The 16,140-nt window shown below is 65.4% G+C and carries 15 protein-coding genes and 1 pseudogene; 10 read left to right on the forward strand and 6 right to left on the reverse strand.

The features are described 5' to 3' along the window. Nucleotides 1-8 precede the first annotated feature (8 nt). Nucleotides 9-353, reverse strand: coding sequence for a YchJ family protein (locus A3E1_RS0127415; protein WP_407637394.1), 345 nt, complete (start codon nt 351-353; stop codon nt 9-11). Then, a pseudogene (locus tag A3E1_RS49225) lies at nt 327-389 on the reverse strand (SEC-C metal-binding domain-containing protein); the annotation flags it as partial. The gene A3E1_RS0127415 and the pseudogene A3E1_RS49225, both read right to left, overlap by 27 nt. Before the next feature lie 39 nt (nt 390-428). On the opposite strand from A3E1_RS49225, the gene A3E1_RS0127420 reads away from it, so the two are divergent. Together A3E1_RS0127420 and A3E1_RS0127425 are read left to right on the forward strand one after the other, a co-directional pair. Continuing rightward, nucleotides 429-665: a LapA family protein gene (locus tag A3E1_RS0127420; RefSeq protein WP_020523998.1), complete on the forward strand. Its 237-nt coding sequence runs from the start codon at nt 429-431 to the stop codon at nt 663-665. A 10-nt stretch (nt 666-675) separates the two neighbouring features. Then, nucleotides 676-1,776, forward strand: a complete 1,101-nt coding sequence (locus A3E1_RS0127425) for a carboxylate-amine ligase (RefSeq protein ID WP_020523999.1) — start codon at nt 676-678, stop codon at nt 1,774-1,776. On the opposite strand, the gene A3E1_RS0127430 is transcribed toward A3E1_RS0127425, so the two are convergent. The 3 genes from A3E1_RS0127430 to A3E1_RS0127440 are packed head-to-tail and all read right to left on the reverse strand — an operon-like array spanning nt 1,777 to nt 5,947. Next, complete coding sequence (locus tag A3E1_RS0127430) at nt 1,777-3,306, reverse strand: fused MFS/spermidine synthase (protein ID WP_020524000.1); 1,530 nt, start codon at nt 3,304-3,306, stop codon at nt 1,777-1,779. 20 nt (nt 3,307-3,326) lie between these two features. Further along, complete coding sequence (locus tag A3E1_RS0127435; RefSeq protein ID WP_020524001.1) at nt 3,327-5,084, reverse strand: hypothetical protein; 1,758 nt, start codon at nt 5,082-5,084, stop codon at nt 3,327-3,329. A 23-nt stretch (nt 5,085-5,107) separates the two neighbouring features. Next, complete coding sequence (locus A3E1_RS0127440) at nt 5,108-5,947, reverse strand: phosphotransferase family protein (protein ID WP_020524002.1); 840 nt, start codon at nt 5,945-5,947, stop codon at nt 5,108-5,110. 218 nt (nt 5,948-6,165) lie between these two features. On the opposite strand from A3E1_RS0127440, the gene A3E1_RS42360 reads away from it, so the two are divergent. After that, nucleotides 6,166-7,827 (forward strand): GTPase family protein, encoded by a 1,662-nt coding sequence (locus A3E1_RS42360; protein ID WP_157631757.1) that lies wholly within the window; start codon nt 6,166-6,168, stop codon nt 7,825-7,827. Further along, nucleotides 7,824-9,374, forward strand: a complete 1,551-nt coding sequence (locus A3E1_RS0127450) for a GTPase family protein (RefSeq protein ID WP_020524004.1) — start codon at nt 7,824-7,826, stop codon at nt 9,372-9,374. The genes A3E1_RS42360 and A3E1_RS0127450 overlap by 4 nt, the downstream gene beginning before the upstream one ends. Here A3E1_RS0127450 and A3E1_RS0127455 read toward each other — a convergent pair. After that, on the reverse strand, nt 9,346-10,488 hold the full coding sequence (locus A3E1_RS0127455) for a serine hydrolase domain-containing protein (protein WP_020524005.1): 1,143 nt from the start codon (nt 10,486-10,488) through the stop codon (nt 9,346-9,348). The two genes, A3E1_RS0127450 and A3E1_RS0127455, sit on opposite strands and share 29 nt — an antisense overlap. Nucleotides 10,489-10,541: 53 nt before the next feature. Here A3E1_RS0127455 and A3E1_RS0127460 point away from each other — a divergent pair, with 53 nt between their 5' ends. The 6 genes from A3E1_RS0127460 to A3E1_RS0127485 are packed head-to-tail and all read left to right on the forward strand — an operon-like array spanning nt 10,542 to nt 15,545. Continuing rightward, complete coding sequence (locus A3E1_RS0127460) at nt 10,542-11,261, forward strand: hypothetical protein (protein WP_020524006.1); 720 nt, start codon at nt 10,542-10,544, stop codon at nt 11,259-11,261. 1 nt (nt 11,262) lies between these two features. Further along, nucleotides 11,263-11,850, forward strand: a complete 588-nt coding sequence (locus A3E1_RS0127465) for an HD domain-containing protein (protein WP_211216006.1) — start codon at nt 11,263-11,265, stop codon at nt 11,848-11,850. A gap of 4 nt (nt 11,851-11,854) precedes the next feature. Then, nucleotides 11,855-12,331: a GNAT family N-acetyltransferase gene (locus A3E1_RS0127470; protein WP_020524008.1), complete on the forward strand. Its 477-nt coding sequence runs from the start codon at nt 11,855-11,857 to the stop codon at nt 12,329-12,331. An 11-nt stretch (nt 12,332-12,342) separates the two neighbouring features. After that, the gene (locus tag A3E1_RS0127475) at nt 12,343-13,263 is read left to right on the forward strand and encodes a hypothetical protein (protein ID WP_020524009.1); all 921 of its coding nucleotides are present in this window, start codon (nt 12,343-12,345) and stop codon (nt 13,261-13,263) included. Between the two features lie 49 nt (nt 13,264-13,312). Next, nucleotides 13,313-14,578 (forward strand): M64 family metallopeptidase, encoded by a 1,266-nt coding sequence (locus A3E1_RS42365; RefSeq protein ID WP_020524010.1) that lies wholly within the window; start codon nt 13,313-13,315, stop codon nt 14,576-14,578. 7 nt (nt 14,579-14,585) lie between these two features. After that, the gene (locus tag A3E1_RS0127485) at nt 14,586-15,545 is read left to right on the forward strand and encodes a LysR family transcriptional regulator (protein WP_020524011.1); all 960 of its coding nucleotides are present in this window, start codon (nt 14,586-14,588) and stop codon (nt 15,543-15,545) included. Nucleotides 15,546-16,140: the final 595 nt, after the last annotated feature.

The raw sequence follows: 16,140 nt of genomic DNA on the forward strand, positions 1-16,140 counted from the left end.
TCCAAACCCTATACCGGCCCGGTGTAGCGCCACTGCCCGTCTTCGCGCGTGAAGTGGCTGTTCTCCCGCATCGTCGCGCGCTCGCCCGCCTCGGTGTAATGCGCCTCGAACATCACCGTGCCATGGTCGTCGAACAAGCCGCCCTTGGTGCCGCTGAGCACTTCGAGCCGGAGCCAGCGAAGGCCATCGCTGAAATCGATCTGCTTTGGACGGCTGCGCGAGTGCCAGCTTCGCAGCAGATAGCCCTCGTCTTTGAGGGCGAACGCGGTAAACCGCGACCGCATGAGCGCCTCCGCCGTCGGTGGGCTGGCCGCGCCACGATGAAACGGCTCGCAACACTCGCCGTAGGTCAGTCCGGTTCCGCATGGGCATCTCTGCATAGCGCTCATTCTGCGCGACAGGCGTGACTAACGCGTAAAGTGTTTCCTATGACGCAATACGGGCAGGCCCAGACGCCGCAGCCCCGCTGGCGAATATCCCCCAAGTGGATCGCCGCCGCTCTCATTGCGATCGCCGCGATTTGGTTCATCGTCGCCAACAACCAGTCGGCTCAGATCAGTTTGTGGGTCAAGTCGGTGCAGGCGCCGGTGTGGCTCGTGCTGGCGCTGACGTTCGCGGCCGGGATGCTGACCGGGTGGCTTTTGCGCCGTCGCCGGGTGGGGTAGGGACTACTCCGTGACCCGCATCGGCGAGACGATCGGGGTGGAGGAAGAATTCCACCTGGTTAGCCCGGAAACTGGCATGCCCGCGTCCGGGGCCGAGGCGGTCCTTGCCACGGTGCCCGAGGGCATAAACGTTATGCAGCAAGAGTTTCAGCGCTCGATGCTGGAGACAGCCACGGAAGTATGCACCGACCTTGATGGCTTGCGTGCTGCCGTCGTCAGGGCCCGCAGCCAGGTCATCGCCGCCGTGGAGCAATCCGGGCTCGCGCTGGCCGCCGTCGGCACGGTGCCGGGTGGCGGGCTCCCTCTGGGCGCGGTGTTCCCGGATGAGCGGTATCGCCGGATCTCCGACGAATATCAGCAACTCGCCGTCGAGCAGCAGGTTTGTGCGTGTCAGGTCCAGGTCGGCATCGAGGACAAGGAGCTGGCCGTGCGCAGCATCCGGCGCGTGCGGCCGTGGCTGCCCGCCTTGCTGGCGCTGTCAGCTGGCTCGCCCTATTTCCGCCACGGTGACACCGGCTATTCGTCCTACCGCAACATCATCACCTCGCGCTGGCCGACCGGCGGGCCACCGCCGGCTTTCAATGGGCTTGAGGACTACGAAAGGCGTACCAGCAAATTGGTCGAAGCCGGCGTCATCAGTGACCTCGGAATGATCTATTACGACGTTCGCCCGTCGGCCCGGTTTCCCACGCTGGAGGTGCGCATCGCTGACGCCTGCCCGCTCGTCGACGACGTCATCACGATCGCGGCATTGTCGCGGGCGCTCGTCATCACCGCTGGCGAAGCTGAGCTGCGCGGCGACCCGCCGCCCGCCATCGAGGACGAAATGCTGCGGGCGGCGACGTGGAAAGCGGCACGGTCCGGTCTGACCGGCCAGCTCGTCGACCCCGTCGCCGGACAGCCCGTCAAGGCGGCGGAGCTGTTGCGGCACTTCGTTTCCTACGTGCGCGACGCTCTCGACGACCGGGGCGAAACGCAACGCGCACTGGACGGCATCGAAGCGATTCAGAAGCGCGGCACGTCGTCACAACGCCAGCGGCGCGTTCTCAACTCCGGCACGGGTTTCGAGGGTGTGGTCGCCTCCGTGACAGCGGAAACCCGCTTGCCCTGACTAGGGCCCGGTCAGCAACTGGTCCACGGGGGCGTAGTCGTCGGTCAATACGCGTGCTCCACCGATGAACGCCGTGAGCTTGTCGCCGAACAGCAGCACGACCGGGTCTTCCAGGAACGTCTTGAGCGCATGGCTCATCTCGCTGAGCGGCAGCGGCGCCTGGGACGCCACGATGACGAAATTCGAGCCCGCCTTGGCGTCGAGCGCGGCCTGCGGAGCGATCAGCGCGACGTGCGGGAAGGCTGAGGCCACGGTGGCCATCTCCGCCTTGATGAACCGGTTCGGCGGGTAGTCGATGACGTTCTGGACGTAGATCGCGTCAGGACGCATGACCCGCTTGATTTCTTGTGCCATCTCACGTGTCGTGAGATGCCACGGCACGGCCAGGTAGCCGAACGCGTCACCCACCACGAGATCCGCCGACGCGCTCGGGTGCTGGCTGATGAGCATGCGGGCGTCCCCGACGCTGACTTGCAGCTGCGGGCCGGTTTGCAACCCCAGCAACTCCCGGCCGACCTTCACCAGGCCACCGTCGATTTCAAAAACCACATTGCTGGTACCAGGACGCGCTGTCATGAAATAGCGAGGCAACGTGAACCCACCGCCGCCCAGGTGCACCGCGTCAAACGGACGTTGCGGCGTCACGAAGCCGGCTACGACGGCCATCCACTTGACGTAGGCGTATTCGAGATGCGTCGCGTCGGTCAAGTCCACATAGGAGTGTTCGGCGGAGTTGAGTTTGAGGCTGCGCCCGCTCGGGTTATTGGGATCGGTGGACACCGACGCGCAGTGGTAGGCGGTCTCCAGATCACACGGATGCGGTGCCGCGGCTGACGCCCCCGCGGCCAGCAGCGCCACCACCGTCAGCACCGCGCGCGTGCGTGGCGCGGCCCGAAGCGTGTACGGGTATTTGCGCCGCAGGTACACAGCGATCGCCAAGCCAGCGACACCAAGGCATCCGGCTAGTCCCATGACGATGACACTGCTGGGAAAGGATGCCACCAACACGAACCCGGTCACCAGAGTGGCCGTCACCGCGCCGAGGGTGCCGATGCTCGACAGCTTGCCGACCACTTGACCGGTGCGGCGCAAGTCGCCGAGCTGAAGCTTCACCACGAGCGGGGGGATAGCTGACAGCAGCAGGATCGGAATGAACACGGCCACGGCGGTCAGCAACAGGATGCCCATCGTGGCACTGCCACGGAGGATCTCACCGGCATACCGCACGAGCGGCAGCGTGATGCCGGTGGCGATCGCGGCGAGAATCAGCGCCGGGGCGATGAGGTGCCGTGGGTCGCGCCGGTCCGCCATCCAGCCGCCGAGCCAGGCGCCGTAGGCGATGGCGAGCAGAGACAGTCCAATGACCGCGCTGGTGACTTGCAGCGTGACGCCGATGTAGGGACCGACGAGACGCAGTGACACCGTTTCCAGGACAAGGACCGCTCCACTGGCGAAGAACACCAAGAAGGCGGACAGTTTGCTGGGCAGCGGACGCGTGCTCGCCGCGGCGGTGGGCAGGAAGTCACTCACCGCGCTGATGATACGTGCCGCTACTCGACGAACTCACCGATGGCTTCCCGGTAATCAGCTAGCGACGGCTGGGCGAAGACGCGCCCGGCCTGCGCGGCGGCCGGGCACGGTGCCGAGGTGATGGTGATGACGGTGGATCCGACGAGCGCGGCCGTGCGCACAGAATAGACCTCGACCTCGTAAGTCGCTTGGTGCACAAGCAGTTCCGGCCCATTGGGCTGCTGGCAGGTGGCAATCTTCGGCCCGGTGCGCGTGCGGGTGACGCAACCGGTCAGTTGCGTGCGGCTCACGGTGGCGGCCGTGGCGCGCCAATGCTCGGGCACCTGCCCGCTTAACCGCTCGGCGGAAAACGAATCCGAAATGGACTCACGCGCGAACAACTGGATCTGATGCGGCCCGGGTGGCGCGTATTCCGGAGCGTCAGGGTAGAACCGCTGACGGTCAGCGCACAGCTCCTGCAAATCAGCGACGGTCTGCAGCGGATGGTCCGCCGGTTGCGGACGCGACAGGTAAGCCTCCCGCCCCAACAGCCCGCCGACGAGCACCGCCGCGATCAGGACCACGATTGACAGACCGAGAGCCAGGATCCTGTGCTCTGGCATAGGTTCCCGGGCGCGGCGCGATCCCCGAGGAGTCGCCACCGACAGCAGCCGGAAGGACTCGATCGCCGCTGGACTGACCGCCAGGTTGGCCCTGATGATGTTCGCCTGCTCCGACGCGGTGCCAAACGCCTCGGCCGCGCACGCGAGCGCGAGGTGCAACGCGTCTGCCGCTTCCGTGGCCCGGTCAGTGAATAGCAGGTATCCGGCGACCTGGTTCAGCAGCAGAGCAGCGGCACCTCGGTCGGCGTCGAGCTCATACGCGTGAGCGCCAGCCGCGAGGGCGTGGGGCGCCAGCCTTTCACACCAGGCCGGATTCTCCGTGTAGTTCTCGGGAAAGAACGCCGCGATCTCCCGGACCGCCTTGGCCGACCATTCGCGCCGCTGTGACTGGGCGAGCCGGTGATAGGCCAGGCGCTGCGTGAGCGGATCGATGTTCAGCGAATCGGGGCCCGACTCTTGAAACGCTTGTGCCGCCAGGGTGTTCAGCGAGGTCGCCCGCCCGGGCTTGGTGTCCATGGCGACCCGGATAACCAGGGACCGGGGGATATCGCCGGGCGCGAGGAAGATGCAGAACGCGAGAGCTTCTTCCTGGTACCCCGAAAGGGAATGAAGGTTTTGGGTCTGAGCCGGGCGTAAACCAAAAGCTGGCAGCGGCTGGGTGATGCGGGTCAGCCAGGCCAGCATCACCGGCACCGGCAGCACGAGCGTCGCGAGCCAGCCGGTCAGCACGCCAATGCCCGTGATTTCCCGGTGCCCCAGCGCGAACCGGAACGCGACGATGGCGAGGATGACCACGATCGTCAGCGCCAGCGAGAGCCGGTATCGCTGCCACGAGCCCCTGCTGACAACGGTGCGGCGGCTGGCGAAAAGCCCGGTGAGCCCGGCCGGGATGGCCGCTAAGGCGCCCGGGAGGCCAAACACCACCAGCCCGACCGCGAGCACGGCCGCGGCACAGAACGCGCCGGTCAGCACCGATCGCCGCCATCGCGGCGCAATGACGGCCGCGACGGGTAAGCGATGGGCAGCCGTCAGCATGACTCCAGCGCCCAGTCCAAACAGGAAACCCGCCACCATTTCCCCGGCCCGGGTGCTGTCCAGGGACGAGAAATAAGCGACGAGATACCAGGCGAGGGCGGCGCTACCGACAACGGCCGCGGGGGCAGCGACAACCGGCATGCCGCGATGCTGGCACGCCAGCGTCAGAAGCGAAAGCCCATACGCCGAATCATTTCTGAAGCCGCGTCTTGAATCAGAGCGGTGTCATCCGTTGACCGTCCGTAGTGGACGGCGTGAGCTGAACCCATCCACCAGTAGAAATGGACTCGTTCCCAGCTCACAGACTTGCTATAGCTTTTCAGGACCCGTTTCGTGGCCTCGGGGCCCAAGCCCGCCAGGATTCCGGCGAGGTCGATGGCGGGATCGCCCACGGTCGCGTCCTCGAAATCGATGAGCGCCTGCGGGCGGCCTGTGTCGTCGCTCAGGATGTGCTCGATGCCTAGATCGCGGTGTACCAGCACCGGTTCGAAGTCCGCGGCGCTTTCGACGAACCGTGCGTAGGCGGCGGTTACGGCCACTCGCTGATCGGTGGCCGGGAGAACGTCGCGTTCCATCCACTGCCATGACTCCTGATACTGCCGCTGCCAGTCCAGCCCTGTCCCCGGGCAGCCCAGCAACTCCCGTGCCCGGTCAGCCGGAAACGCGTGCAGCTCGCGCAGCATCCCGCCGAGCCGGTCCAAGTCGTCGCCTTCCGCGAGTTGCCGGCCCGCAATCTTGGCGTAAAGCATGTACGTGTGGCCTTGGTCCACGCCCACCTTGATGGGCACGGGCACCGTGAACGACACCGCCTCAGCTAACGCGGGCAACAACCGTTCCTCCCGCCGGTGCGCCGCCGCGACCTCGTCATCACGGGCGATCCGCAAAATGAACTGACCGTCCACATCGAACGTCCACGACGCCCACCCACCGTGAATAGGCTTCGCCCGCGCACCCACCAGCCCACACGCCCGCAGCACCGACTGCACATCCGCCTTCACGCTCACGCGAAGTTCCCCCCTTCGGGCAAACATGATCCACATCCCGCAGGACGTGATCAAATCGTCTGTGGATCACGCCTGGCGGGATGTGGATCACCGCTAGGGCTGTGGATCAAGACAATGTTCGCTCGGGAACTTCAGCGCCAGGGCACAGAAATGAGCGCCAGCGATTCGTCATTGAGGAAACGTGAGTACGCCACCGCATAAATGGTAATGGTTAGGGCATGGGTATGACGGAAGCGCTGAATGGTCTGCGGGATGTGCTGAGCGCGTCCGCGTACCCGCTCAATCTGCCGGGTGCGGAGACGGCCCGGAACCTGGCGAAGGCCACCTCAGGGCAGCTGGACGACTATCTGATCCCGCGCCTGGCGCGGCTGGACGCCCCGCTGCTGGCGGTGGCCGGCGGGTCGACCGGGGCGGGGAAGTCGACGTTGGTCAATAGCATCGTGGGGGAGGCGGTCAGCGTGGCAGGGGCGCGGCGGCCGACGACGCGGGCGCCGGTGCTGGTGTGCCATCCGGAGGATTCGCGCTGGTTCACGGAGGCGAATCTGCTGCCGAAGCTGACCCGGACCGTGACCGAAGGCGTGGGGCTGCGGATCGTCCAGTCGGCGGCGATTCCGTCGGGGCTGGCGCTGCTCGACGCGCCTGACATCGACTCGGTGGAGGAAGCCAACCGTGTGCTGGCCGAACAGCTGCTCGCGGCCGCTGATCTGTGGCTGTTCGTCACGACGGCGATCCGTTACGCCGACGCGGTGCCGTGGGAGCTGCTGACCGACGCGCGCAATCGCGGTACGTCGCTGGCCATCATCCTCAATCGCGTGCCGCCGGGAGCGGCCGGTGAAGTCGCGCCGCACCTGACGGAAATGCTCGCTGAACACGGGCTCGGCAGCACGCGCATGTTCACTGTGGACGAACAGCAGCTCAGCCCGGACGGCCTGCTGCCGCAGCGTTCCGTCCAGGAGCTCAAGACGTGGCTCGATGACCTGGCCCAGTCGGCCGCCGAACGGGCGAAGGTCGTGCGGCAGACCGTTGACGGGGCGATCAAAGCCCTCGAACCGACCGCGGCACGGCTCGCGGCCGAGGCTGACGCTCAAGCCGAAGCGGTCGATTCGCTAAAAGATTCCGTGGGCATCGCCTATCGTGAGGCGGAACTCCAAGTAGCGCAAGGGGTCCACGACGGTGTCCTGTTCCGCGGTGAGGTGCTCGCGCGCTGGCAAGAGCTCGCGGGAACCGGCGAATTCATGCGCGGTCTGCAAGCGACGGTCGGCCGCTGGCGCGATCAGCTCGTGAGCGCGATCACGGGCAAACCCCGGCCCACGGAACAACTTCAGTCCGCTCTGGAGTCTGGCCTAGTGACGTTCGTGCACGGGGCAGCCGAGGACGCGGCGGAGAAGACTGCCCGTGCCTGGCGCGCTCACCCGGCCGGGGCGGCGTTGCTCAGGCCCGGATTATCCAGCGCTGGCAAGGATATCGACGAGCGCGCCGACCGGATGGTACGCGACTGGCAGCGCGCGGTCCTGGAACTCGTGCGCACGGAATCGTCGAAGAAGCTCTACGTCGCGAAAGCCAGCGCCTACGCGGTCAATGCGCTCGGGTTCGCGCTGATGATCGCGGTATTCGCGGCGACAGCGTTCATCCCCACCGGAGCCGAGATCGCTGTCGGGGCGGGGACAACCGTTGCGGCGCAAAAGCTTCTGGAGGCCATCTTCGGCGATGAAGCCGTGCGGCGCCTGGCTGGCACGGCCCGCGAAGATCTGCTGAACCGCGTGCACGACGTGCTGGGCGAGGAAGCGCAGCGGTTCTATGACGTTCTGGCTTCCTCCGGCGTGGATCCCGCCGCTGGTGACCGGATTCGCTCCGCCGCGCAGGCGGTGCGGATCGCATGAAGTCCGTCGTCGACCGCATGGAGGCGCTGGGACGGTTCGTCTCGGTCGCCTCGCCGCATCTTCCAGACGATCAGCTCGCGCCCGCGCGGGAACTCATCGCCCGCGCGGGGGAGCGGCTTAGCCTGTCGCGCACACATACCGTGGTGGCGCTGGCGGGCTCAACTGGTGCCGGCAAATCTAGTATTTTCAACGCTCTTTCCGGCCAGTCGTTGTCACAGACGGGAGTGCGCCGGCCCACAACGGGCGATACGCACGCGTGCGTCTTTGGTTCCGAGGAAGCGGACACGTTGCTCGACTGGCTAAAAGTCGGGCGCCGCTTTCATCGCGACGCTGGACCGGGTCTGGATGGCTTGGTATTACTGGACCTTCCCGACTTCGACTCCGTCGCCTCGGCGCACCGCGTCGAAGCCGACCGGCTGCTGTCCATTGTGGACCTGATCGTGTGGGTGCTACATCCGCAGAAATACGCCGACAAAGTCGTGCACAAGAGCTATCTCGCCAAGTTCCACGAGCATCGTGACATCACCGTCGTGGTGCTCAACCAGGCAGACCTGTTGTCCCCGGCCGATTTGCAGGAGTGTGTGGCCGACTTACGCCAGCTCCTGCGGGCGGACGGTCTCGGCGACGTGCCTGTGATCACCGCGTCAACCGTTGCGGCGCCGGGGCTTTCAGGCCTGACGGACACGTTGCGGGAAGCGGTGGCCGCTCGCAAGGCCGCGCTGCGCAGGCTGGGCGCCGACCTCACGACCGTTGTGGCGACCTACAACTTCCCGGTGGTACGCCGTGAGCCGTTCAGCAAGCCCGTCATCACCCGCCTGAACGACGCGCTAGCACGGGCCGCCGGGGTGCCGGCCGTCGCTAGAGCGACGGAGAACGCGTACGTTCACCGCGCACGGAAGGTCACCGGCTGGCCGCCGCTGCGCTGGCTTCGCCGGCTGCGTCCCGATCCGCTCAGCCGCCTGCACGTCGGCGACAGCAAAGGTGACGCGACGTCCATCGGGCCGGCCGCCCCGGCGGCACAAGCCGGCGTAACCCTGGCCCTCAAAGAGACCGCCGCGCAAGTGGAGTTGCCGTCGCCTTGGGACGACGAGGTGCTGGCGGCGGCCCGGTCGCGAAAGGACGATCTGCCCGACGCGCTCGACCAGGTCATCGCCCGCACCGACCTCGGCTTGACCCGCGCCCGCTGGTGGTGGCGGATTTTCGGGCTGCTGCAATGGGTCTTCTTCGCCGGTGTCGTGGCCGGGTTGCTGTGGCTGGCAGTCCGTTACGTGTTGTTCGCGCTGGCCCTGCCCGAACCGCCGATGCCCTCGTTTGGCCGGCTGCCTCTGCCTACGGCGTTACTGATTGGCGGTGTGCTCGCGGGTTTGCTGACATCTTTGATGGCACGCATCTTCGTACGTGTCGCCGCCCGCAGGCACCGCCGCCGGATCGAGAAACGGATGCGAGCCGGGGTAACCCAAGTGGCACAAGACTTCGTCGTCACCCCGGCCACGGCTGTCGTGTCGGCTTACAACCAGGCTACGGACGCTTTAGCGCAAGCTCGATGAACTCCGTCGCACTGCCGTTGAACAGAAAGTCGGTATTCTGCGTCAGCGCGATTGCCGTCGCGTCCTGCGACGGATCGTTGAACCAGACCGTGCCTGAGCCACCTTCCCAGCCGTAGCGCCCGTCCACGACAGACAGGCCATAGCCCCAGCCCCGCCCGTCCAGCAGCATCCCGGCGCTGCCGATCTGGTCCTGCGTGAGGTGATTGACCGTCATCGCCTCCACGGTCCGCTCGGGCAGCAGTTGCATGCCCCCAAACGCGCCGCGGTTGAGCATCATGCGGGCGAACTTGTGGTAGTCGTCCACTGTGGACAGCAGTCCACTGGACCCACTCGGAAACGGCGGCGCCGCCGTCCACTGCTCGGCTTTGGAGAGCGGTTGCTCTTCCAGGACACCGGTTTCGAAGTTCGTCATGTACTGCCGCGGAATGCGCGCGGTGTTCTCAAGCGCGGTGTGGAACCCGGTGTCACCCATGCCCAGCGGATCGAAGAGGCGCCGCTTGAGGAAATCCGCGAACGGCATCCCGGACGCTCGTGCGATCAGCACGCCCTGCAGGAGGCTGCCCGGGTTGTACCGCCAGTGCGTACCAGGCTGATCCATCAACGGCAGCGTCCCGAAGCGCCGCATCCACTCGTCAGGCTCATGCGGCGTACGCGGGTCCGGCTCGGCAAGCACGAGGTTGAGCTCACGCGGCTTTTCCACGATGGGATAAGGCGGGTTGTAGCTCGGTTCCGTGATGAGCCCGAGCCCCATGCGGAACGTCAGCAGATCTTCGACGGTGATCGGACGGTCCGCCGGCACCGTGTCGTCAAGCGGCCCATCGATGTTCCTCAGCACCCGTGGCTCGGCAAGCTCTGGCAGCAGCCGGTCCACTGGCTCATCGAGACTGAACGCCCCGTCCTCGGCGAGCATCATGACCGCGACAGCCGTGATGGGCTTGGTCAGCGAAGCGATCCGGAACAATGTGTCCCGCCGCATCGGCCGCTCGTCACCGAACCCCATCTTCCCGATGACATCGACTTGCGTCTCCTCGCCGCGCGCGACCAGCGTCACGAGCCCCGGCAACTCACCCCGCGCCACGCGCGCCTTCATCACGTCCACAACGTCATTCCCCATGCCCTACATTCTTGCTCTCGATACATTTTCGTGATGCCCTACCATGGCGCTTTGTGCGCACCGTCATCTTCTACCCGCTTATGGACCATGTGTGGGCTGAGGAAATCGTTCGCGATCTCAGTGGGCGAATGAAGGACATATACCTCGATGTGCTTACGGGTGAAGACTTTGGGCCCAGAAACGGGTTCGATGACGCGGAGGTGGAGCTACTGGCGTTCACCTTGGGCACGAGACCACAGTTCGCGGTATGCGCGGGTATCTCCGGGCGGGTGGACGGACGGTCTGAGGTCAGGCAGGTGGCCCACGCCTTGCTGTCGCCACATGGGGGTTGTGCCCAAGACGACTTCTGCCAGCACGCATGGAGCCTCGCCGAAATTGATGCGGGTACGGCGAGCGGGCATGAGATCCTTCGGGGCAATCGAGGCGAAGCCTATCGAGCGCCGTTTCGTGTACCCGAGGAGTTTGCCCATGGGGTTGCGTTCCTGTCGGTGGAGGACGTCGCGGCCGGTGCGCGTGCAGGCTGGCTGGGCGGGCCACAAGAAGGCGCATTGGCAAGCGATCCACCGTATGCGATGGAACTGTGGGAATACATTGCCGTCGCCTGGACGATGACACTCGAGCCGAGTCAGTGTGCTGCGCACCTTAGGAGACTCGCTCAACGATCGGGCAGCCTTGATATTGCTGATGTTGCGGCAGATCCCGAAGGCTATGGCCAGGCGTGGCTGACCTGCCTTCGTGACCGCTTTCTGACCGAAGCCGTCGATGAGCGTTAGGATGGCGGGCGTGGCTTCGCCTGCCCTGGATCGTGCGCTGAAGGATGCAGCTTGCGGGCGGCCGCTGCCTGAGCCGGTGGCGGACGTGCTGATCGCCCTGAATGCGCCGCCACGGCTGGCGGCTCACCTGCGCTTGGTGCATGACACGGCGGTGGAGCTGACCGCCGCGATCGCTAAACAGTTCCCTGGCGTCCCGTTCGACCGCGAGGCTGTCCTGTTCGGAGCGGCGACGCACGATATCGGGAAATGCTTTTACCCCAACGAACTGTCCGGTCCCGGTTCCGCGCACGAGATGGCCGGATATGAGCTGCTGCTTTCACACGGCTACGCGGAACACTTGGCGCGGTTCGCCCGGACCCATGCCTCATGGGCGGGCCCTGGCATCGAACTGGAAGATCTGCTGGTCAGCCTCGCTGACAAAGTGTGGAAGGGTAAGCGCGCCGAGGACCTTGAGCAGCTGGCCGTCTCCCGGCTCGCGGGCGACCGGACGCCTTGGGAGGCGTTCATGGCGCTCGATGATCTGCTCATCCCGATCGCCAGCAAGGCTGATAAGCGTTTGGCGGCACAGGGCGGGCACGGGTTAACGTGAGGCTGTGCCTGAACTGCAACGCCTCCGCCTAGACCACGCTGATGCCTTGCTCGCCTTTGAGCTTGAGAACCGCGACTACTTCGCCGAGTCGATTCCCGACCGTGGCGACGCCTACTTCGCTGAGTTCGGCGAGCGCTTGCGCGGCCTCATCGAGGAGCAAGAAGCCGGGCTCTGCCACTTCCACGTGCTCGTTAACAATGACGGCAGCATCGCTGGCCGGATCAACCTCGTCGACGTTGCTGACGGTCAAGCCGAACTCGGGTACCGCATCGCGAAGAAGGCCTCTGGACAGGGTGTCGCGACGGCAGCCGTGCGGGAGATCTGCTTGCTGGCGGTGTCCTACGGGCTGAGAACGCTCATTGCCGAAACGACAGCCGGCAATGCGGGCTCGCAAGCGGTGCTCAAGAAGGCGGGATTCGTCCAAACTGGAGAAAAGTCGTTCGACGGCCGTCCCGGGCTGATGTTCAAGCGCGAGTTGTAGGGTCTTCAGACGTGGACACCGTCGCCGATATCGTGCAGCACGCGTGCGCCGAGCAGGAGGTTAGCGAAGAGCTGCTGCAGGTCGCCAGGACGAACCCGCAAGCGCTTGAGCCCTTCCACCGGCAGCTGTTCGACGCTGAGCTGCACTGGCCGTGGCTACTTTACGATCACGCGAGCGAAGAGTTCGCCGCATACGTGGCGCAACAAGCGCAGGACGATCCGCGGCTGCTCAGCCTGCTGGCCGCGACGCAGACGCTGACGGCCGTGCAGGCGTTCAAGAACTGGGCCAGCATCGAGCCTGACAAGCCTTGGCACACCTGGACTCACGCCGGCGGCTGGGAGTTAACAGGACTGGGCACGAAACGTTCCCTGGGCTTTAGCGAAGGGTTCCAGCTCGTGCCCGGCGGCACCATGGGTGAGCAGATCGAGCAGGCGTGCGGCTGGTGCGGCATGAAGTTGTGGAAGATCCTCGACCTCGATCTCGCTGATCCCACGTATGCCCCGCTGGGACTGCCCGCCGCGGGCCGCATCACTGTCGCGATGTGCTTGCGCTGCGTGTGTTACGCCCCGGCGTTCCTGAGCTATGACGGCACCGGTGGTGTCGCGTGGCACGAGTCGAACGTGCGGCCCGAATACAACGGCAACGACGACGACGAGTGGGACGCCCCCGAGTCAGGCATGTCCCTTGGCGAACCGTTGCCGCCCGGCTCGTGGTGCGATCCGTGGCACGCGGGCGGCTCGGTGCTCGGTGGCCGTCCAGATTGGATCCAGGACAACGATTTTCAGGCTTGCCCGGCGTGCGGTCAGACCATGACGTTCTTCGGCGCGATCACCGGCACCGATCTGTATGACGACGACCTGTCGGAGGGCTGCTACTACCTGATGGCCGACCCGGTGTGCCGGGTGTCCACGGTGGTCTATCAGCAGAGCTGATGGTATTCGAGATTACCGATATGTTTGACCGGGCGCGAGAGTCGTGCCCATGTATCGGTATATCGCATTGCCATTGGCGGTCATCCTCGCGGCTGGCACGCCCGCAAAGGCCGAGCAGCGGGAGTGGCGCGAGGTCTTCTCACCCGACGGTACGATCACTCAACTCTATGTGAAGAAGCAGGTCGACAGCCCCCTTAGTCCCTTCGCCTCGATGGCCGCTGACGTCGTCGCCTTGCAGGAGACCGGGCCGTCCAGCCAGCGGTTCGACCTCGTGTTCGTGGGCGACGGTTACACTTCCAGCCAGATGAGCCTGCTGCGCAGTCACGCCGAATCCAAGTGGGCTGAGGTGTCGTCAGTGGAGCCGTTCAGGAAGTACAAGAACTACTTCAACGTCTGGCTCGTCAACGTGATCTCCACGGATTCCGGTGTGGACAATGACCCCACCCGCGGGATCAGCCGCAACACCGCGATGGACATGGGTTTCTGGTGCAGCGGGATCGAGCGTCTCCTGTGCGTCAACCAGAACAAGGCCCTGGCCTTCGCCGCCAACGCCCCACAGGTCGACCAGGTGATGGCGCTAGCCAACAGCACCAAGTATGGCGGCGCGGGCTACACCAGCGGCGGCCTGGCTACCGCCTCGGGCGGCAACGCTCAGTCGGGTCAAGTGGCGATTCACGAATTCGGGCACTCCCTCGGCAAGCTCGCCGATGAGTACTTCACCGCTGGCACGACCTACACCGGAGGCGAACCTAGCTGGGCCAACGCGTCCAAGCTGACAGCGGCCCAGATGACGGCTAACCGCACCAAGTGGCACGCCTACATTGGCCGCGCGACACCAGACGGTGGCGTGATCGGAACGTTCCAGGGCGCCAACCAATACAACTACGGCATCTACCGGCCATCTGAGAACTCGCTCATGCGTACCCTCGGAAAGCCATTCAATTTGGTGGGGCTGGACATCATGGACGCGGCGATCGCGGCCAAGATTGTGATAGGCCCGGTCGCGTGCGCGGGCTATGAAACATCACGCACGGGCTCACTGTCCACGGGCGGCAACGCTTACCAGCCAGACAATTCCTGGTTCCAAACCACCGCATCTGGTACTCACCGAGCCTGCCTCGACGGCGCGACATCATCAGATTTCGACCTGTCACTGCAGAAGTGGAACGGATCGGCATGGAACACGGTCGCCTCGTCCGCCGGGTCAACCGAGGACAAGACGGTGACCTATAGCGGCACAGCCGGTTACTACCGGTACTGGATCTATGCCGCTTCTGGATCAGGCACTTACACGCTGGGCTACGACGCACCATGATTGAGCGATGGATCTGGAGATCCGCCATCTGAGAGCGGTCTGCGCCATCGCCGATACGGGCAGTCTGACGAAAGCGGCGGTGTTGCTGGGGCTTTCGCAGCCTGCCCTTACGGCACAGCTGCAGCGAGTGGAGCGGGAGCTGGGCGGCCCTCTGTTCACCCGCGGGCGGCGTGGTGCCGAGCTGACCCGGCTGGGCGAGTTCGTGCTCAGCCGGGCCAGGGCAACGCTGCTAAATATCGACGAACTCAAACGCGTCGCTGCTCACGTCGGCGACAAGCGTGTGATCCGCCTCGGTGGTGCGATGGGTTCCGTTGCCGTGGGCCAGGCACACCGGCTCAACGCCTACCTTGGCGACATCGACATGCGGCTGCAGATGGAATATTCGCCCCGATTGCTGTGGGAGTTGCTGATCGCGGGCCGTCTTGACGCACTGACCACAGTGGACTATCCCGGCTACGAAGTGCAGCCGACGTCAGGCGTGGTCTGCGAAGTCATCGAGATCGAGCCGGTCTTCGTCGCCTTGTCGTCAGACCATCCGTTAGCTGACCGTTCCGAGATCGCGCTGTCGGCCTTGGCTGGGGAGACATGGGCTTTGACGCCCTCAGACGGTGCTGGCTGGCCCGACTGCTTCCACGCCGCGTGCCAGCAGGCGGGCTTCATGGCACGCGTCCCGTACACGATCGCGTCCCGCTCACCGATCCGCGATCTGATCATCCAGGGCCAAGCCATCTCCGCCTGCCAGGCCGTCTTCGAGCCCGCCCCCGGCATCGTCGTGCGTCCCCTGACCGGTTCGCCCGTGGTGATGCGTCACCTCGTCGCCTGCCGCCGCGACGGACCGCTCGCCCCGCACCTAGCAGAGCTGGTCCGCTTCGGCCGCGAGGCCCACCACGACTACGCGCAGCGGGCACCCGCCTTTCTCACGTGGAAGGCGGCTAACCGCAACCCAAGGTCACCCGAAACCGTGTAGCCAAGGTGACACGACAGACCGTACCAACGTCACCGCCTTCGCCAGCGGCATGGGCGACTCGTGCGCGGACAGCATCGGTTATCCGCCGCTGTTGGGTTTCTACGGCACATGTCGCGGCACCTACACCCGTGCGGGTGGTCCAAGCACGCGCACGACTATCGCTGGCCCTAGCTATGGTGCTCGTGCCGACTCACGCGCTACGCCGGCAGTAGTCACCGTCGGGATCGACGGTTTACGCGCGGTCGAGCGTCCCTCCGGCCGGTCTTGCCGTTGGGGATTCTGGCGCCCTGGCTGTTCTACTTTGGACTCGTGACTGTCAACCGCCACTAGCTTTCACTACGGCGGGTCGGGTGTGACGTGGTAGTGGCGTCCGCGTGGGCTGGTCCAGGTGAAGTGGCCGGGTGTTGTTTGGTGGAGTTGCCAGCCGCCGAAGTCTTTGGCGTGGTGGTGGTATTCGCATAGGGTGCCGAGGTTGTCGTGTTGGGTGGGGCCGCCGTCGGTGTGGCGGGTGGTGTGGTCGATTTGGGTTCGCAGGGCGGGGATGCGGCATCCTGGTGCGCGGCAGGTTCTGTCGCGTAGCCGGATCCACCGTGTG

It is taken from the genome of Catelliglobosispora koreensis DSM 44566 (genome assembly GCF_000379685.1).
Lineage (GTDB): Bacteria > Actinomycetota > Actinomycetes > Mycobacteriales > Micromonosporaceae > Catelliglobosispora > Catelliglobosispora koreensis.